This is a genomic window from Bradyrhizobium sp. SMVTL-02, assembly GCF_051853005.1.
Taxonomy (GTDB): Bacteria; Pseudomonadota; Alphaproteobacteria; order Rhizobiales; family Xanthobacteraceae; genus Bradyrhizobium.
On record NZ_CP182469.1, the window covers coordinates 2,526,087 to 2,541,514 of the forward strand.

The 15,428-nt window shown below is 63.7% G+C and carries 10 protein-coding genes; 5 read left to right on the top strand and 5 right to left on the bottom strand.

What is annotated here, in order from left to right; genetic code table 11:
• Nucleotides 1-49: 49 nt before the first annotated feature.
• The 5 genes from ACNJYB_RS11815 to ACNJYB_RS11835 all read right to left on the bottom strand — a co-directional run bounded on the left by ACNJYB_RS11815 (nucleotide 50) and on the right by ACNJYB_RS11835 (nucleotide 8,873).
• On the bottom strand, nucleotides 50-3,421 hold the full coding sequence (locus tag ACNJYB_RS11815; protein WP_439374117.1) for an AAA family ATPase: 3,372 nt from the start codon (nucleotides 3,419-3,421) through the stop codon (nucleotides 50-52).
• Between the two features lie 36 nt (nucleotides 3,422-3,457).
• Nucleotides 3,458-3,844, bottom strand: coding sequence for a YybH family protein (locus ACNJYB_RS11820; protein ID WP_439374118.1), 387 nt, complete (start codon nucleotides 3,842-3,844; stop codon nucleotides 3,458-3,460).
• Between the two features lie 439 nt (nucleotides 3,845-4,283).
• Entirely contained in the window at nucleotides 4,284-5,918 is a 1,635-nt protein-coding gene (locus ACNJYB_RS11825; RefSeq protein WP_439374119.1) for a Spy/CpxP family protein refolding chaperone, read from the bottom strand.
• A 289-nt stretch (nucleotides 5,919-6,207) separates the two neighbouring features.
• The gene (gene rocD, locus ACNJYB_RS11830; RefSeq protein WP_439374120.1) at nucleotides 6,208-7,422 is read right to left on the bottom strand and encodes an ornithine--oxo-acid transaminase; all 1,215 of its coding nucleotides are present in this window, start codon (nucleotides 7,420-7,422) and stop codon (nucleotides 6,208-6,210) included.
• 230 nt (nucleotides 7,423-7,652) lie between these two features.
• A complete protein-coding gene (locus tag ACNJYB_RS11835; protein ID WP_439374121.1) occupies nucleotides 7,653-8,873 on the bottom strand; it encodes a cytochrome P450 in 1,221 nt (406 codons plus the stop codon).
• Nucleotides 8,874-8,978: 105 nt separating this feature from the next.
• On the opposite strand from ACNJYB_RS11835, the gene ACNJYB_RS11840 reads away from it, so the two are divergent.
• The 5 genes from ACNJYB_RS11840 to ACNJYB_RS11860 all read left to right on the top strand — a co-directional run bounded on the left by ACNJYB_RS11840 (nucleotide 8,979) and on the right by ACNJYB_RS11860 (nucleotide 15,302).
• A complete protein-coding gene (locus ACNJYB_RS11840; protein ID WP_439374122.1) occupies nucleotides 8,979-9,521 on the top strand; it encodes a phosphonopyruvate decarboxylase in 543 nt (180 codons plus the stop codon).
• The gene (locus ACNJYB_RS11845; RefSeq protein ID WP_439374123.1) at nucleotides 9,518-10,108 is read left to right on the top strand and encodes a thiamine pyrophosphate-dependent enzyme; all 591 of its coding nucleotides are present in this window, start codon (nucleotides 9,518-9,520) and stop codon (nucleotides 10,106-10,108) included. Before ACNJYB_RS11840 ends, ACNJYB_RS11845 begins: the two co-directional genes overlap by 4 nt.
• Before the next feature lie 131 nt (nucleotides 10,109-10,239).
• Nucleotides 10,240-10,941 carry a TetR/AcrR family transcriptional regulator gene (locus ACNJYB_RS11850; RefSeq protein ID WP_439375536.1) on the top strand — a complete coding sequence of 234 codons (702 nt, stop codon included), beginning with the start codon at nucleotides 10,240-10,242 and terminating at the stop codon, nucleotides 10,939-10,941.
• A gap of 1 nt (nucleotide 10,942) precedes the next feature.
• Complete coding sequence (locus ACNJYB_RS11855) at nucleotides 10,943-12,136, top strand: efflux RND transporter periplasmic adaptor subunit (RefSeq protein ID WP_439374124.1); 1,194 nt, start codon at nucleotides 10,943-10,945, stop codon at nucleotides 12,134-12,136.
• Nucleotides 12,137-12,206: 70 nt separating this feature from the next.
• The gene (locus ACNJYB_RS11860; protein WP_439374125.1) at nucleotides 12,207-15,302 is read left to right on the top strand and encodes a MexW/MexI family multidrug efflux RND transporter permease subunit; all 3,096 of its coding nucleotides are present in this window, start codon (nucleotides 12,207-12,209) and stop codon (nucleotides 15,300-15,302) included.
• Nucleotides 15,303-15,428: the final 126 nt, after the last annotated feature.

Below are 15,428 nucleotides of genomic sequence, written 5' to 3' on the forward strand. Positions count from 1 at the left end.
ACAAATGCTCACTGTACGGCAACCTCTGAAGCTTGGAAAAGGCGCGCGATCATGGTTGGGTAAGCTCCTCTACGAGAGCCTTAGCGGAACGAAGGTCTGGCGTTTCGAAGCCTTCCGTAAACCAGCCGTAAACCGAGCCAAGAAGGCACCGCGCGTCGGCCATCCTGCCCTGGTCGCGCCAAAGCCGAGCCAAACCCATTGCGGCACGTAATTCAAAGGACTTTGCGCTCTGGCTTTGGGCAATCTTGAGTGCAGTTTGCAAATACCCCTCGACCTCGTCAGCTGGAGCACCACGAATCCGGTGCAGTTCGCCATCGATGCATGCAAGTTCTGCGTCCCACATATGCTCGTCGCTGCGCGCGGCAAGGACCTTTGCTTCGGCAAGGGCAGCGCTGCCGCTGTCGCAGTCACCTAGGCGAAGGTAGGTAGCCGCGAGCATGCACAGGTACCGAACCTGGTACCAACTGGCTCCGAGCCTGTTCCGCTCGTTCAGACTGAGGCGCATAAGCGCCAGGCCGCCCTCCACGTTGCCTTCTTGCGCCATCGCCCAGCCCCGCAGGATGAGGCCGCTCACGCGCCAATAGCTCAAGCTATTCTGATCGGCGAGATCGATGATGGCCTCAGCGTGCGCATGTACGGCCGCCACGTTTCCCATTAGCTCCGCGATGGCCGCCCCGCCATAGACCTGCACATGCGCGGTAAGGTTCGTCTGGTTCAACTCAATGGCGTATTGAGATGCGGCACGGCTAATGCGCTGAGCCTGTTCGGGGTAACCCAAAATCCAAAGCACAATCGCCAAGTAGGGTAGCGCCGAGGCCTTCGGGTCATGTACGTAGTGCACAGGCGGTGGTCGATGCGTCTCTGGTTGATAGCGACTCAAGATCGTTTCGAGCTCCGAGCGTGCGGTTAGAAAATCACCGGCATGCATGGTGGTGAGCGCAGCCAGACGATGCGCAGCCAATTCCAGTGCTGTGGCCCCGGTGCGCTCGGCGGCGCGCTGCGCTTCAGCAACGAGGCTCTGCATGGCAACAAAGTCGCCGCGCACGAAGTGGAAAATGAATTTGCCGCTAAGGGTGGAGAACAAGGCACCGGTGTCGTCGAGTTCATAGCAGAGCGCATGAGCCCTGCTGAAGGCTGTGCCAAGCTGCGGAGCCGTATATCCGTGAATGGCAATCAGTGGACCTCCGATTGCTGTTTGCAGAGCGAGTTCCTGACGATCGCGCTCCGGCCCTTGTGGATTGGACTTGAGCGCCTCCAGTCCCCTTGTCAGATGAGTGATTGCTTCGAGATTGGCGGAACGCCCCGCGGCAATGCGGCCGGCCCGCAGCCAGTATTCGACAGCCTTGCCCGCTAGTCCACCCTCCGTGAGATGCAACGCGATCGTCTCCGGCTCCGCCTCCGCGCGGGCGGGGTAATGTTGTTCGAGAATTGCAGCTATGCGGGCATGGATCTGCTGCCGCTTGCTCTTTAGCAGACTCTCGTGTGCGATGTCCTGCACCAGCGCATGTTTGAAGCTGTAGCCAACATTCGGAGGTGCACCACGACGGAATATCAGTTCCGCTGCCAACAGATCATTGAGGGCATGCTGGAGCGCGTGCTCGTCGAGCGCCGTTACGAGGAGCAGAAGATCGTGTCCGAATTCGCGTCCGATGCAAGCTGCAATCTGGGCAACTTCCTTTACCGGCGCCAATCGATCAAGGCGGGCCATCAAGGAGTCCTGCAGCGTCGTCGGGATCGCCAGCGGCGGCAGTGGGCCGATCAATTCATAGCGGTTGCCCTGGTCTTTGAGCAGCCCGGATTCGACGACGGCCTTGGTGAGCTCCTCGACGAACAACGGCACGCCATCGGTCTTGGCCAAAATCTGCTCAAGCACCTCGTGTGGCAGTATTTTGCCGCCCGTGATCCGGTCGACGACTGCCGCCCCTTGCCGACGTCCTAATCGACTTAGAAAGAGAGCTGTAACGTGTCCATGACCCGTCCACCGCGGAACGAACTCGGGCCGGAAGGTAACGATCATCAAAATCGAAAGTCGCTGCACCTCGTCGACGAGCCGATCTAGAAGTTCAAGCGTGGTAGGGTCTGCCCAATGTACGTCCTCGTAAACGGCAAGGACCGGCTGTCTTGCCGCCAAGCCTTGTATTTGTTCCAGAAGGGCCTGAAACGTTCGCTCCTTCTTCTGGTGTGGACTAAGTGCAAGGGGCGGGTATCTGTCCCCTGTCGGGATTGCCAAGAGGTCCGCGAGAATCGGCGCGCTCTCATGCGCATCATCCGCACCAAGAGCGAGCATGGCCTCGAGTTTATCGAGCTGTTCATCGGAAGCGTCCTCCCGCCGTATTGCCGCTGCCCGTTCAAGGAGGCCAACGACCGGATACAAGGCGGTATTGGTATGAAATGGTGAACAGAAATGGCTCAGTGGCGTGTGCGGCACACCTGCGACCTGGTCGCGTAAGGCCCGCACGAGCCGCGATTTGCCAATGCCGGCTTCGCCTCCGAGCAGGACGATCTGTCCTTCCCGCTCTTTCGCCCGCTCCCAGCGATCCAACAGCAATGCAAGTTCTTCATTCCGCCCGACCAGTGCGGTCGTTGCCATGCCGTGCTGGGCCTCGAACCTGCTCTCTGCTGCGCCTTCACCAATGACAAGCCACGCCTGCACCGGTTCCGGGAAACCCTTGAGAGGCACCGTGCCGAGGTCGCGGTATGTGAAAGCCTCTCCGAGTAGACGGCGCGTTGACTCGGCAATCACCACATCACCTGGCTCGGCCAGACCTTGCAGTCGGGCGGCCAGGTTTGGTGTTTCGCCGATGACTGCGCGCTCGCGAGCCTCTCCCTCGCCAATCAGCTCGCCGACCACGACCAGTCCGGTTGCGATGCCGACGCGAGCGGCGAGCGCAGCACCACCCGGTTCGCTAAGGGACGCGACCGCCTTGGTCACTCGAAGCGCAGAGCGAACGGCGCGCTCCGCCTCATCCTCGTGCGCCCGCGGCCAGCCGAAATAAGCGAGAACGCCATCGCCCAAGAACTTGGCTATATGACCTTCGAATCGGTCGATCTCGCCCACCACGGTGTTGTGGTAGGCGTGCAAGAGGTCACGCATCTCCTCGGGATCGCGCCCTGAAGCAAGTGCAGTCGAGCCGACCAGGTCGACGAACATGACTGTGAGCTGTCTACGCTCCGCGTCCGAAGGGATCGATGGCTTCCCGTAGTCGGCAGGTCGATCGGCCTCGACCGCCACCGGAGTGATCGGTGGAGCGAGTGCATGGATTGCTCTTAGCACAGCCTTGCGCGGGCCCAGTGGCAAGCCAAGCTCCCGCAGGTCGGCTTCGGTCAGTTCTGGCAAAACCTCGGACGTGATTTCAGCATCACAAAAGGTCTTTATGTAGCGCTCCAGCCCGAGACCGCGAAGCCATTGCGCGATATCCACGAGAAGCCTCCTCGTGCCGGATCAGCGACGGTCAGCTCAATTGAAAGTATGCAACTTCAGCTTCAGCGAACCATCCTCCTGACGCTCAAACACGTGGGTTGCTATCCCGCCTGCAGGTTGGCGGGTGCCCTCCGCTGTCTTACCGCTGGCACTCCAATGGGCCGTGCCGTAGACGATCTTCTCATCTCCACCGGCGTCTATGACGACCAACCTGTGATCGGTGAATCCGCTTGAAAACAGCCCAGCAAAGAAGCTCTCGATCTCAGCCGGACCGGATATCACCTGATGCGTCGGCGGCAATAATTTGGCGTCTGACGCGTAAGTCGCCGCGATAGCCTTGGCATCTGCTTTGTTGAATGCCGAATCCCACGCGGCGTACGCCGCAGAAATGTCGTCTTTTATCGAGGAAGCTAGTGCTGTCATGATCCCTCCCTCAAGCTCTGTTTGGAGGCGCAGCCGACCAGGACTTCCTCCGGTCCGATTTTTGGACGGCTGGCGAACGCAGATATTAAATTTAATTGGGGGGAAAGGTTCAACTGCAATCGAAAATTGGACAGTGGAACCCGCATATCAATAAGCGGATTTCGCGGACGCAGTTGCAAGAGAGAATTTCTCATTGTGAATTTGAGATGGCTCTACCTCACCAAGCGAGTGATTTCCAAACCAGGAGATCCGTGAGGCGGAGCTCTCCACCCTCTGGAAACGGAAGTGTTGGCTGCATCCTGCATTCCGAGTCGGCTCGAACTGCTTGGCGAAAACGGGTCCGCATCGGTCGCGGACTTGCCTTCGCAGGAGAGCAATTACGTCAACCTGCTTCGTTCGACCGCTGCGCAAATCGCAACGAGAGAACGCGACGCCGTCCTCACGGCCCTGCGACCTGTTGCAGCGTGTTGAAGCGCGCCTTCTGCTCGCTGCTGAGCGTGGCGTAGAACTCGTCCAGCGCAGGCTCGACCAGCTTGGCGACCGTCAGCATCGCCTCGAGCCGGTACTGCATCGCCTCCAGCCGTCCGACCGGGGTCAGCGGGACATCGTTCGGGCAAGCCGCCTGCAGGGCCTCAACGCCCCTGGCTGTTGCATCACCGAGGCGGTCGAGCGCCTCCTTCTGCTTGCCGGCGGGCTGGAGCGCAGCCTCGATCCTTTGAATTGGCAACTGGGTCAGGCCGGATTTCGGATCGCCACAACCCTCGGCGCGGGCTTGCTGCTGCTGCGGCGAGCGCTCGCCGACATTGGGACCGAGCGCGTTGAAGCGGGCCTGCTGCTCGTCACTGAGCGAGTTGTAGAAATTCTCCAGTGCCGGCCGCACGATCTTGACGGCTTCAAGCGTCGCGCTGAGGCGGTTCATCATCGCGCGCAGGCGGCCAGGCGGAGTCAGCGCATAGCTTTCCGCGCAGGAGTCCTTGAACACACCGGCAGCGTTGGCCGCCGCGGTCTTCAGCTCGTCGAGCAGCGCGCGTTGCTCCGGTGTCGGCCGCACGGCCCGCGCGATGTCGGCAAGCGGCCAGGCGGTCACGCCCTTGTCCGGCGTGCCGCACAATTGCCGCAGCGTTTGCGGGCCGACGCTGCCGCGCTGGCGAACGCGGCCGCCGCCGGCTTGCGGATAGTCGTATGGGTTGATGCTGGCATAGGCGGAATAGGGGCTGTCACCGCCCCAGAACACGGTGTCGACGAAATCGTCATACGCGTACGCCCAATAGCCGGGCTCGTAGGCGTAGGACCAGAACGTGTAGTCGAAAATGTCGGAATAGGCGTAAGGCCAGAACACCGGTCCAAGCCAAGCCACGAACACCGCGGGATGGCGGTGTCGCCAGGCCTGCCGGGGAGCCCAGCCGCTCTGGCGCGTGGTGAGCGCCGCCTGGGCTTGTTGCGCAGGGGTCTGTTCGCGGAAGCGCTCGGCGAACCGTCCGCGCTGGGCAGCCTGCGCAGCGGCTGCGGCCGCGGCTGTAGTCGCTGCCGCCCGCCCGGCCGAAGCCTGGAGGCCAAGCCGCTGCTGGCGCGCAAGGTCGCTTTGCTGCGCGCGCTGCTCACGCTGCAGCAGGCGGTTCTGCGCCTGGAGCGTCCGTTGCTGCTCGCGCAGCGCCCGCGCGCCTTCCGGTTTCTGCGACTGCAGCTGCTGCACGCGCTGTTGCAGGCGATCGATCCGGGTCTGACGCTCCGTGGTCTGGCGCGACAGCATCTCGCGCTGCCGCTGCTGCACCATTTCCTGGCGCTGCTGGCGCTGCTGCGCGCGCTGTTCGATCTGATCCCGCCCCGACAGCCGCTCGCTCGCGGCCGGCGTTCCGCCGGGCCGCGAGGGAGCGGCCGAGGGAGCGGCGATGTGCGGCGTCGGGCGGGGTGCCACGGCCGGGCGTTGCGGTGCTGCCGGCGCCCGATGGAATTCAGGCCGCGGCGCCGCCACGTGCGGGGCCGCCCGCGGCGGCGGTGCGGCGATATGTGGCGCCATGGCCGGTCGCTGCGGCATGGCCGGGGGATGGAAGGCCGGTGCGGCGGGACGTGCCATGGCTGGCGGCGCCGCCGGACGGGCCATGGCCGGTGGTGCTGCTGGCCGCGCCGAGGGCGCTGCGGCGGCCCCGGGTGGCCCGCCTCGTCCATGTCCCTGGCCTTGCGCGAACGCACTGACGCTCGCCGTCAGCATCCAGAGACCAACTAAAACACTCGTCAGGCAAACGCCCTGCGGAAGCATGATCGTCGCTCCCAGCTCGTAATCGCCCACGACCTTCAACGCTCAGCCGGCGGAATCGTTCGTGGGCGGTTGCGGCCGGCATTGCGATCTTCCGACGCAGGCCGCCTCAGGAGAAATCCTGCGTCAGGGTGCTGGCGAGCCGCTCCAGCGCCCAGTCGACCTGATCGCTGGTGATCACCAGCGGCGGAGCAATGCGGATCGTTTGCTCATGGGTATCCTTGGCGAGGATGCCCTTGCCCTGGAGCGCCTCGCAGTAGCGGCGCGCGCGGCCGGCCTCGGGATGCAACTCGACCGCCAGCATCAGGCCGCGCCCGCGCACCTCGCGGATCGTATTGGCGCGAATGTCTTTCAAGCCTTCCAGAAAGCGGGCGCCTTGCCTCGCCGCGTTCTCGATCATGCCTTCCTCGACCAGCACGCGCATCGCCGCGCGCGCCACCGCGCAGGCAAGCGGGTTGCCGCCGAAGGTCGAACCATGCTGCCCCGGTCGCAAGGTCCCGAGCACGTCGTTGTTCGAGAGCACGGCCGATACCGGATAGAAGCCGCCGGACAAGGCCTTGCCGAGCAGCGTCACGTCCGCCTCTATCCCCTCGTGCTGCTCGGCGAGCAGCTTGCCGGTGCGGCCGAGCCCGGTCTGGATCTCGTCGAGCACCAGCATCACGTTGTTGGCGGTGCAGAGCTGGCGGACCTCTGTGAAATAGCCGGCGGGAGGAATGACGACACCGGCTTCGCCCTGGATCGGCTCGACCAGGAAGGCGACGGTGTTTGGAGTGATCGCCTTCTTGAGCGCCGCGGCGTCGCCAAACGGGATGATCTTGAAGCCCGGCGCGAACGGCCCGAAGTGTCCGTGTGTCTCGGGATCGGTCGAAAAGCCGACGATGCCGAGCGTGCGTCCGTGGAAATTGTTGGCGCAGACGATGATCTCGGCCTGACCGTCCGGCACGCCCTTCACCTCGTAGCCCCATTTGCGGACCGACTTGATCGCGGTTTCGACCGCCTCCGCGCCGCTGTTCATCGGCAGCACCTTGTGGGAACCGGTGAGCGCCGCGATCTCCTCGTAGAACAAGGCGAGCTGGTCGTTGTGGAAGGCGCGCGAGGTGAGCGTCAACCTGTGCGCCTGTTCGACCATCGCCGCCAGGATCTTGGGGTGGCAGTGGCCCTGGCTGACCGCGGAATAGGCCGAGAGGCAATCGAGATAGCGGTTGCCTTCGGTATCCCAGACCCAGACACCTTCTCCGCGCGACAGGACGACCCCGATCGGCGCGTAGTTTTGGGCGCCAAAGCGTGCTTCCGTTGCGATGAAATCAATGACCGACGAGCTCATCTGTCGTCACTCCATTGCTGCGCGCGGATGTGTCAATCGACTGCACCGGCGGCCTTCAGTCTGATTTGGGTATCAGCCCGCCGCCTTGGAAGCCTTACATGCCCCCCGATGCGCGGCGCAGCCCGATTTGCCCGATACGTCAGATGGTTCTGCCGAACCACCAGGTGTCGCTCGTCGACTCGGCCTCTACTGTGCATGGGGTTGTTTTAGACGTTTTTGTTTGGAGGCCTTCACCCGATCGAGCAAGCCACGCTCAAAAACCCGCGGAACCGCACCCGACCGCCCCTTACCGGCTGGCCGCTCACGGCGTAATCCGGAAAGCGCGCCAGGAAGCGCGAGATCGCAATCGCCCCTTCCAGCCGCGCCAGCGCCATGCCGGCGCATTGATGTGCGCCGGTGGCGAAGGCGAGATGCCGGTTCGGCGTCCGCGCGACGTCGAAACGCTCTGGGTCGGGAAACTGCGCGGGGTCGCGGTTGGCGGCCCCGATGCACAGTGTGACCGATGTCCCGGCCTCGAGCACGACGCCCCCGAGCTCGACCTTTTCGGTGGTCATGCGGTTGCCGAGCTGGTTCGAGCTCTCGTAGCGCAGCATCTCCTCCACAGCGGTCTTGATCATGCCAGGGTTGGTGATGAGCCGCTGCTTCTGGTCCGGATGGCGGTCGAGCGCGACCAGGCCGTTGCCGATCAAATTGGTCGTGGTCTCGTGGCCGGCATTGAGCAGGAAGATGCAATTGTGCAGCAGCTCCTTCTCGGTCAGCCGCTCGCCGCTCTCTTCTCCCTGGATCAGCCGCGTCAGCACGTCGCGCTCGGGACTGCCCGGCTTTTCGCGCCGCCGCGCGACCAGCGTTTCGAGATAGGCGAGAAAGTCCGCCACCGCCTTGTTGCCGCGCGCGGCGACGTCGGGTGAGACCACGGGTTCGAGCGCGCCGAGGATCGCCAGCGACCAGTCGCGCAGCGGTCCGCGCTCGTCATGGGGCACGTCGAGCAGATTGCCGATCACCTCAATGGGAATCGAGGCGGCGAAATCCTCGATCAGCTCACACGCGCCCTTGGCGGCGATGGCGTCGAGCAGGCCGTCGACCAGCTTGACGAGATCGCCCTCCATCCCCGCGATCGCGCGCGGCGACAGCGCGCCCATGATCAGGCGGCGCACACGCGTGTGCGAAGGCGGATCGTTGAAGACGAGGCTGGTGGTGTGGTGCTCGTAGAGCGGCGTCTCGCCGTATTTCGGCGCGAACTCGCGCTTCTTGTCCGAGCTGAACGATTTCGTGTTCTTGTAGGTGGTGACGAGGTCGTCATAGCGGGTCAGGAACACGGTGCCGTTCGGCAGGCGCTTGACCGGCTCGTTCTCCCGCAGTGCACGATAAGTCGGATAGGGGTTGTCGTAGAATTCAGGCGTCAGCTTCTCGAGGTCGAAGCTGGCCGCCAGCGTCTTCGCATCTGCGTTCATCCCGTTATACTCGCCGGTTAAAGCCGTTATGCCGTTTTTGTTGTTCTGGTCGGCGCGTGCATGCGTCTACAGTCTTTGCACCTTGCTAGCCGACCGGACAGGAAAATGCACGCACGCGCTGACGCTGCCGACACGGCGCCGAACTGGCCCGACGATATTTTCGCTATCCTGCAACGCTTCGACGTGCGGCAGGTGCCATACGTGCCCGATGCAGGTCATTCGAAACTGATCCAGCGCGTGCTGGACTCCTCCACCATGCGCGGCATTGCGCTGACGACGGAGGAGGAGGGCGTGGCGCTGCTCGCCGGCGCCTGGGCAGGTGGCCAGCGCGGCGTCCTGCTGATGCAGTCGAGCGGCGTCGGCAATTGCATCAACATGCTGTCGCTGATCCCGATCCTGCGCTTCCCGTTCCTCACCCTCGTCACCATGCGCGGCGAGTGGGGCGAGTTCAATCCGTGGCAGGTGCCGATGGGGTCGACCACGGAGGGCGTGTTCGAATTGTCGGGCATTCAGGTGCTGCGCGCCTCGCACGCGGCCGAGGTGCCCGCCGTACTCGAGGCGGCTGCATCGCAAGCCTACAACGCGCTCACGCCCACCGCCGTCCTGCTGTCGCAGCGCCTGATCGGCGCCAAGGTTTTCACCAAATGAGCAAGGCCAATCTCCTCGACCGCCGTCAGGTGGTCTCCACCCTGCTTGCGAACCGCAAGGACGTGGTTGCGATCGGCGGCCTCGGTGCCTCGACCAACGACATGTGCGCGGCGGGCGACCACGCCCGCAACTTCTATCTCTGGGGCGGCATGGGTGGCGCCGCAATGATCGGGCTGGGTCTGGCACTGGCACAGCCAAAGCTGCCAGTGCTGGTCATTACCGGTGACGGCGAGATGCTGATGGGCCTGGGCAGCCTTGCCACCATCGGTCTGCAGCGGCCGGCCAACCTCTCGATCGTCGTCCTCGACAACGAGGCCTATGGCGAGACCGGCGGCCAGACCAGCCACACCTCCGCCGCCGCCGACCTCGTCGGCGTCGCCAGGGCGTGCGGCATCAAGGACAGCCAGTCGATCTCGACCATTGCCGAGGTGGAGGCCTTCGCCAAAGCGGTCCATGACGTATCGGCGGGCCCGCGATTTGCCAATGTGAAGATCGACAGCGCCAATCTGGATCGAATTCTGCCTGTCCGGGACGGGACCTACATCGTCAACCGGATCCGCGGGGACCTCGGCTTCCACCCGATTTAAGTCGTCGCGCATCGGGTCCCTGCACGCGCTCCGTGCGGACTGGATCAATTTCCACTGATTTTGCACCGCGTACAGGTTGCGATGCAGCATAGTGCTTGACTTTTGCGTGGGTGAGTGCTTACTCACTAATCATGAGCTCATTGCGTATGACGAGCGACCTGAGGCGTCAGTTGATCCTCGGTGCCGCGAAACGCTGCTTTGCCCGCCACGGATACAACGGCACCACGACGAAGAGCGTGGCGGCCGCTGCTGCCATTTCCGAGGCGCTGCTGTTCAAGCATTTCCCGTCCAAGGCGGCGCTGTACGCCGAAATCCTCAGCGACGAGTGCGAGGCGGATCCGGCCTTGATGGAGCTGCTCGAGCGCGAGCCGTCGACGGCCGCCCTGGTCGAGCTGATCCGTGGCATGGTCCAGCACTTCCTCAACATCGCCGACGGTCCCGACCAGGAAGAAGCGCAGCGCCTGCGACTGATGGCCACGAGTCATTTGGATGATGGCGAATTCGCCCGTCTGCTATATGCCAAAATCGAGAAGTTGATCGGGGCGGTCTTCGTCGCCTCGCTCGAGCGTGCGGTTGCCAGCGGTGACGCGCGGCCTTTCAGCGGCGATCCGCTCAACCTGTTCTGGTTTGCGCATCACGCGGTGATGATGGCTGCGCTCACCAGGCTGCCGGCTGCGCCCTGTCTCGCTTACGGCAAGGCGAACGAGCTGGAGCGGCAGCTCTGTGAGTTTCTCCTGAGGGGTATCGGATTTAACGACGCCGCAATTGCTTCGCATTTGGGCCGCGATCAGGCCGCGGATGCGGGCAAGACGGCGATTGCAGAAAGTGCATGACATGAACATCGTAGCCGAACACAAGATTTCGGGCGAACCGATCGACAACAAGGCTCCCAAGCGTCCGGTCCGGCCGGTGCTCTGGTTCATCATCGTCGGCACGCTGCTAGCCGTGCTCGTCGGTGGCCTCGTCTGGTTCAACAATTTCCGCGGCCAGATGATCAAGCAGTTCTTCGCCAACAACAAGCCGCCGCCGACGGCCGTCAGCGCAGCCGAGGCGAAGTCGGAGGTGGTGCCGAACCTGCTCACGGCGGTCGGCAGCCTCGTCGCCGTGCACCAGGTCGACGTCAGCGCCGACGTCAACGGCCGCGTCACCGAGATCAAGTTCGAGCCGGGAACGCGTGTCGAAGCCGGCACGCCGCTGGTGCAGCTGTTCGACGCGCCGGATCAGGGTGATCTCGCCAACTACAAGGCGCAGGCGACCGTCGCGCAGCTCTCGCTGGACCGCGCCAAGCAGCTGGCCTCGCGCCAGTTCGGCCCTCAGGCAACCGTCGATACTGCGCAGGCTGCCTACGACCAGGCACAGGCGGGGATCGCAAAGACCGAGGCGCTCATTTCGCAGAAGCTCGTGCGCGCGCCGTTCTCGGGTGATCTCGGCATGCGCAAGGTGGAGGTCGGCCAGTATCTGACGGCCGGCACCCCGATCGTGTCGTTGACCGACCTGTCGGAACTGTGGGCCAACTTCACCGTCACCGAAAAGGATTCCGGCAGCCTCAAGGTCGGCCAGACCGTTCGGCTGAAGGTCGACGCCTATCCGGGCCGCACCTTCGAGGGCAAGATCACCACGATCGAGCCGCAGATCGCGACCGACACCCGCAACATCCGCGTGCAGGCCACGATCGCCAATCCCGAGAAGATCCTGAAGCCGGGCATGTTCGTGACCACGACGGTGGTGCTGCCGGACAAGCCGGCGGTGATCACCGTCCCGGAAACGGCTGTCGACTACACGCTGTACGGCGACTCGGTATTCGTGATCACCGAGAAGAAGGAAGAGGACGGCAAGACCAGCCTTTCGGCGGTGCGCACCTTCGTGCAGACCGGCAACCGGGTCGAAGGCCGCGTCGAGATCGTCAAGGGCTTGAAGGCGGGCGACAAGGTCGTCGCCGTCGGCCAGCTGAAGCTGCAATCGGGCGCGCCGGTCGCGATTTCGACCGACCCGGCTCCGCAGATCCCCGCGCAGCCGCCGCGCTACTGACAACCTCCTCGCGTGATCCGGCCCGGCCGGATCACGCATCTTGAGACAAAAGAAATCGAGATCGCCCGCGATGGCCTTTACCGATATTTTCATCAAGCGCCCGGTTCTGTCGGTCGTCGTCAGCCTGCTGATCCTGCTGATCGGCCTGCGCGCGGCCATGGTGCTGCCGATCCGGCAATATCCGAAGCTGTCGAACACGGTCATCAACATCACGACCGTCTACCCCGGCGCGTCCGCGGACCTGATCCAGGGCTTCATCACCACGCCGATCGAGCAGGCGGTCGCCTCCGCCGAGGGCGTCGACTACATCACCTCCTCCTCGGTGCTCGGCACCTCGACCATCCAGGTCTACATCAAGCTCAACTTCGATCCGAACCAGGCGCTCACCGAGGTGCTGGCGAAGACGAACTCGGTGAAGTACCTGATCCCGAAGGAATCGAACGATCCGATCGTCACCAAGACCACGGGCCAGACCACGGCCGTGATGTATCTCGGCTTCTCCTCGGAGGAGCTGTCGGGTTCGGCGATCTCCGACTATCTGACGCGCGTGGTGCAGCCGGTGCTGTCGACGGTCGACGGCGTCGCCTCGGCGGACATCCTCGGCGGCCAGACCTTCGCGATGCGGCTCTGGCTTGATCCCGTGAAGATGGCCGGCCGCAACGTGTCGCCGGCCGACGTTGCCGCTGCCATCCAGGCCAACAACTTCCAGTCCGCGGCGGGCCAGACCAAGGGCTACCTCATCGTCTCGAACGTGTCGACGAATACCGGCCTGACCGACGTCAACCAGTTCAAGAAGATGATCGTCAAGGCCAAGGACGGCGGCTTCGTCCGGATGGAGGACATCGCCACCGTCGAGCTTGCGGCCCAGAGCACGGACGCCAGCGTCGCCTTCAACGGCGAGCACGCGATCTTCATCGGCGTGCAGGCAACGCCGCAAGGCAATCCCCTGACCCTGGTCAAGGGCGTGCGCGCGCTGTTCCCCGAACTCGAGCGCAATCTGCCGCCGTCGATGAAGATGAAGGTCGCCTACGACTCGACCAAATTCATCCAGTCCTCGATCGACGAGGTGGAGAAGACGCTGGGCGAAGCGGTGATCATCGTGATCGTGGTGATCTTCCTGTTCCTGGCCTCGCTGCGCTCGGTCATCATTCCCGTCGTCACCATCCCGCTGTCGATGATCGGCGTCTGCACCCTGATGCTGGCGCTCGGCTTCAGCTTCAACCTGCTGACGCTGCTCGCGATGGTGCTCGCGATCGGCCTCGTGGTCGACGACGCCATCGTCGTGGTCGAGAACATCCATCGCCATCTGGAGGAGGGCAAGACGCCGGTCCAGGCGTCGCTGCAGGGCGCGCGCGAGATCGTCGGGCCCGTCATCTCGATGACCATCACCCTCGCGGCGGTGTATGCGCCGATCGGCTTCCTCGGCGGTCTCACCGGTTCACTGTTCCGCGAATTCGCCTTCACACTTGCCGGCTCGGTGATCGTGTCGGGCGTGATCGCGCTGACACTGTCGCCGATGATGTGCTCGGTGCTGCTGAAGAACACCGAAGAGAGCCGCTTCGCCAAGCTGGTCAACCGGGTGTTCGGCGCGATAACGCGCTGGTATGGCCGCAAGCTCGACCGCTCGCTCGACTACAAGGCGATCACCGGCCTGTTCGCGATCACGATCCTCGGCCTCGTCGGCTTCCTCTACATGCACACCTCGAAGGAGCTGGCGCCTGAGGAAGACCAGGGCATCGTGTTCGCGGTGACGAAGGCGCCGAAATACGCCAACATCGACTATGTCGATTTCTACGGCGACAAGCTCGACAAGGAATTCCAGAAATTCCCCGAGACCGATCTGCGCTTCGTGCTGAACGGCATCAACGGCCCGCAGGGCGGCATCGCCGGCATGCTCTTGAAGCCCTGGGACGAGCGCAAGCGTTCGTCGATCCAGCTGAAGCCGCTGGTGCAGGCCGAGCTCTCCAAGATCGAGGGCGTGCAGGCCTTCGCGTTCAACCTGCCGCCGCTGCCGGGCGGACCGGGCGGCCTGCCGATCCAGATGGTGATCAATTCCACGGCCGGTTTCCAGACGGTCTATGAACAGATGGAGAAGCTGAAGGCCGCTGCGCGCAAGAGCGGCATGTTCATCGTCTCCGACAGCGACCTCGCCTACAACCAGCCGAACGTGAAGGTGACGATCGACCGCACCAAGGCGCAGGATCTCGGCATCAACATGCAGAACCTCGGCTCGACGCTCGCGGTGCTGCTCGGCGGCAATTACATCAACCGCTTCAATCTCGAGGGCCGCTCCTACCAGGTGATCCCGCAGGTGCCGCGCGGCAAGCGGCTCTCGCCGGAATCGCTCGGCGGCTACTATGTGACCACCAACACCGGCCAGCAGCTGCCGCTGTCGACCGTGGTGTCGATCGAGACCAGGACCGACCCGAATTCGCTGACCCATTACAACCAGCTCAACTCGGCGACGTTCTCGGCCGTGCCGATGCCCGGTGTGACAGTCGGTGCCGCGGTCGACTTCCTCGAAGGCGAGGCCAAGAAGCTGCCGCAGGGTTTCAGCCACGACTATCTGGCCGACTCCCGGCAGTATGTGCAGGAGGGCAACCAGCTCGCGATCACCTTCGGCTTCGCGCTGATCATCATCTTCCTGGTGCTGGCGGCGCAGTTCGAGAGCCTGCGTGACCCGTTCGTGATCATGATCTCGGTGCCGATGGCGATCGTCGGCGCTCTGATCCCGCTGTTCTTCGGCGTGGCGACCATGAACATCTACACCCAGGTCGGTCTGCTCACCCTGGTCGGTCTGATCACCAAGCACGGCATCCTGATGGTGGAGTTCGCCAATGAGCTCCAGGTCAAGGAGCGGCTCGACCGCCGCTCGGCCATCGAGATGTCGGCCCGCATCCGTTTGCGGCCGATCCTGATGACCACGGCCGCGATGGTGACCGGCCTGATCCCGCTGCTGACCGCGACCGGCGCAGGTGCGGCCAGCCGCTTCTCGATCGGTCTGGTCGTCGTCGCCGGCATGTCGATCGGCACGCTGTTCACGCTGTTCGTGCTGCCCGCGGTCTACGTGGTGCTGGCGACCGACCATCGTGCGGCGGCCGATTCCGAGCGGAACAAGCAGGTCAACGAGCTCGACCTCGGCACCAAGGCGCTGCGTCCGACCTGAGTCGCGGAAGCAAGCCAATCGGAGGGCGGCAACGGCGGGTCCGCTGCCGCCTTTTTCGTTGTTCCCGGCGCCGGTTCTGATGCGACAGCCGAAGCCATAAGGCGGGCCCTTGGCCGCGCGGGCGAG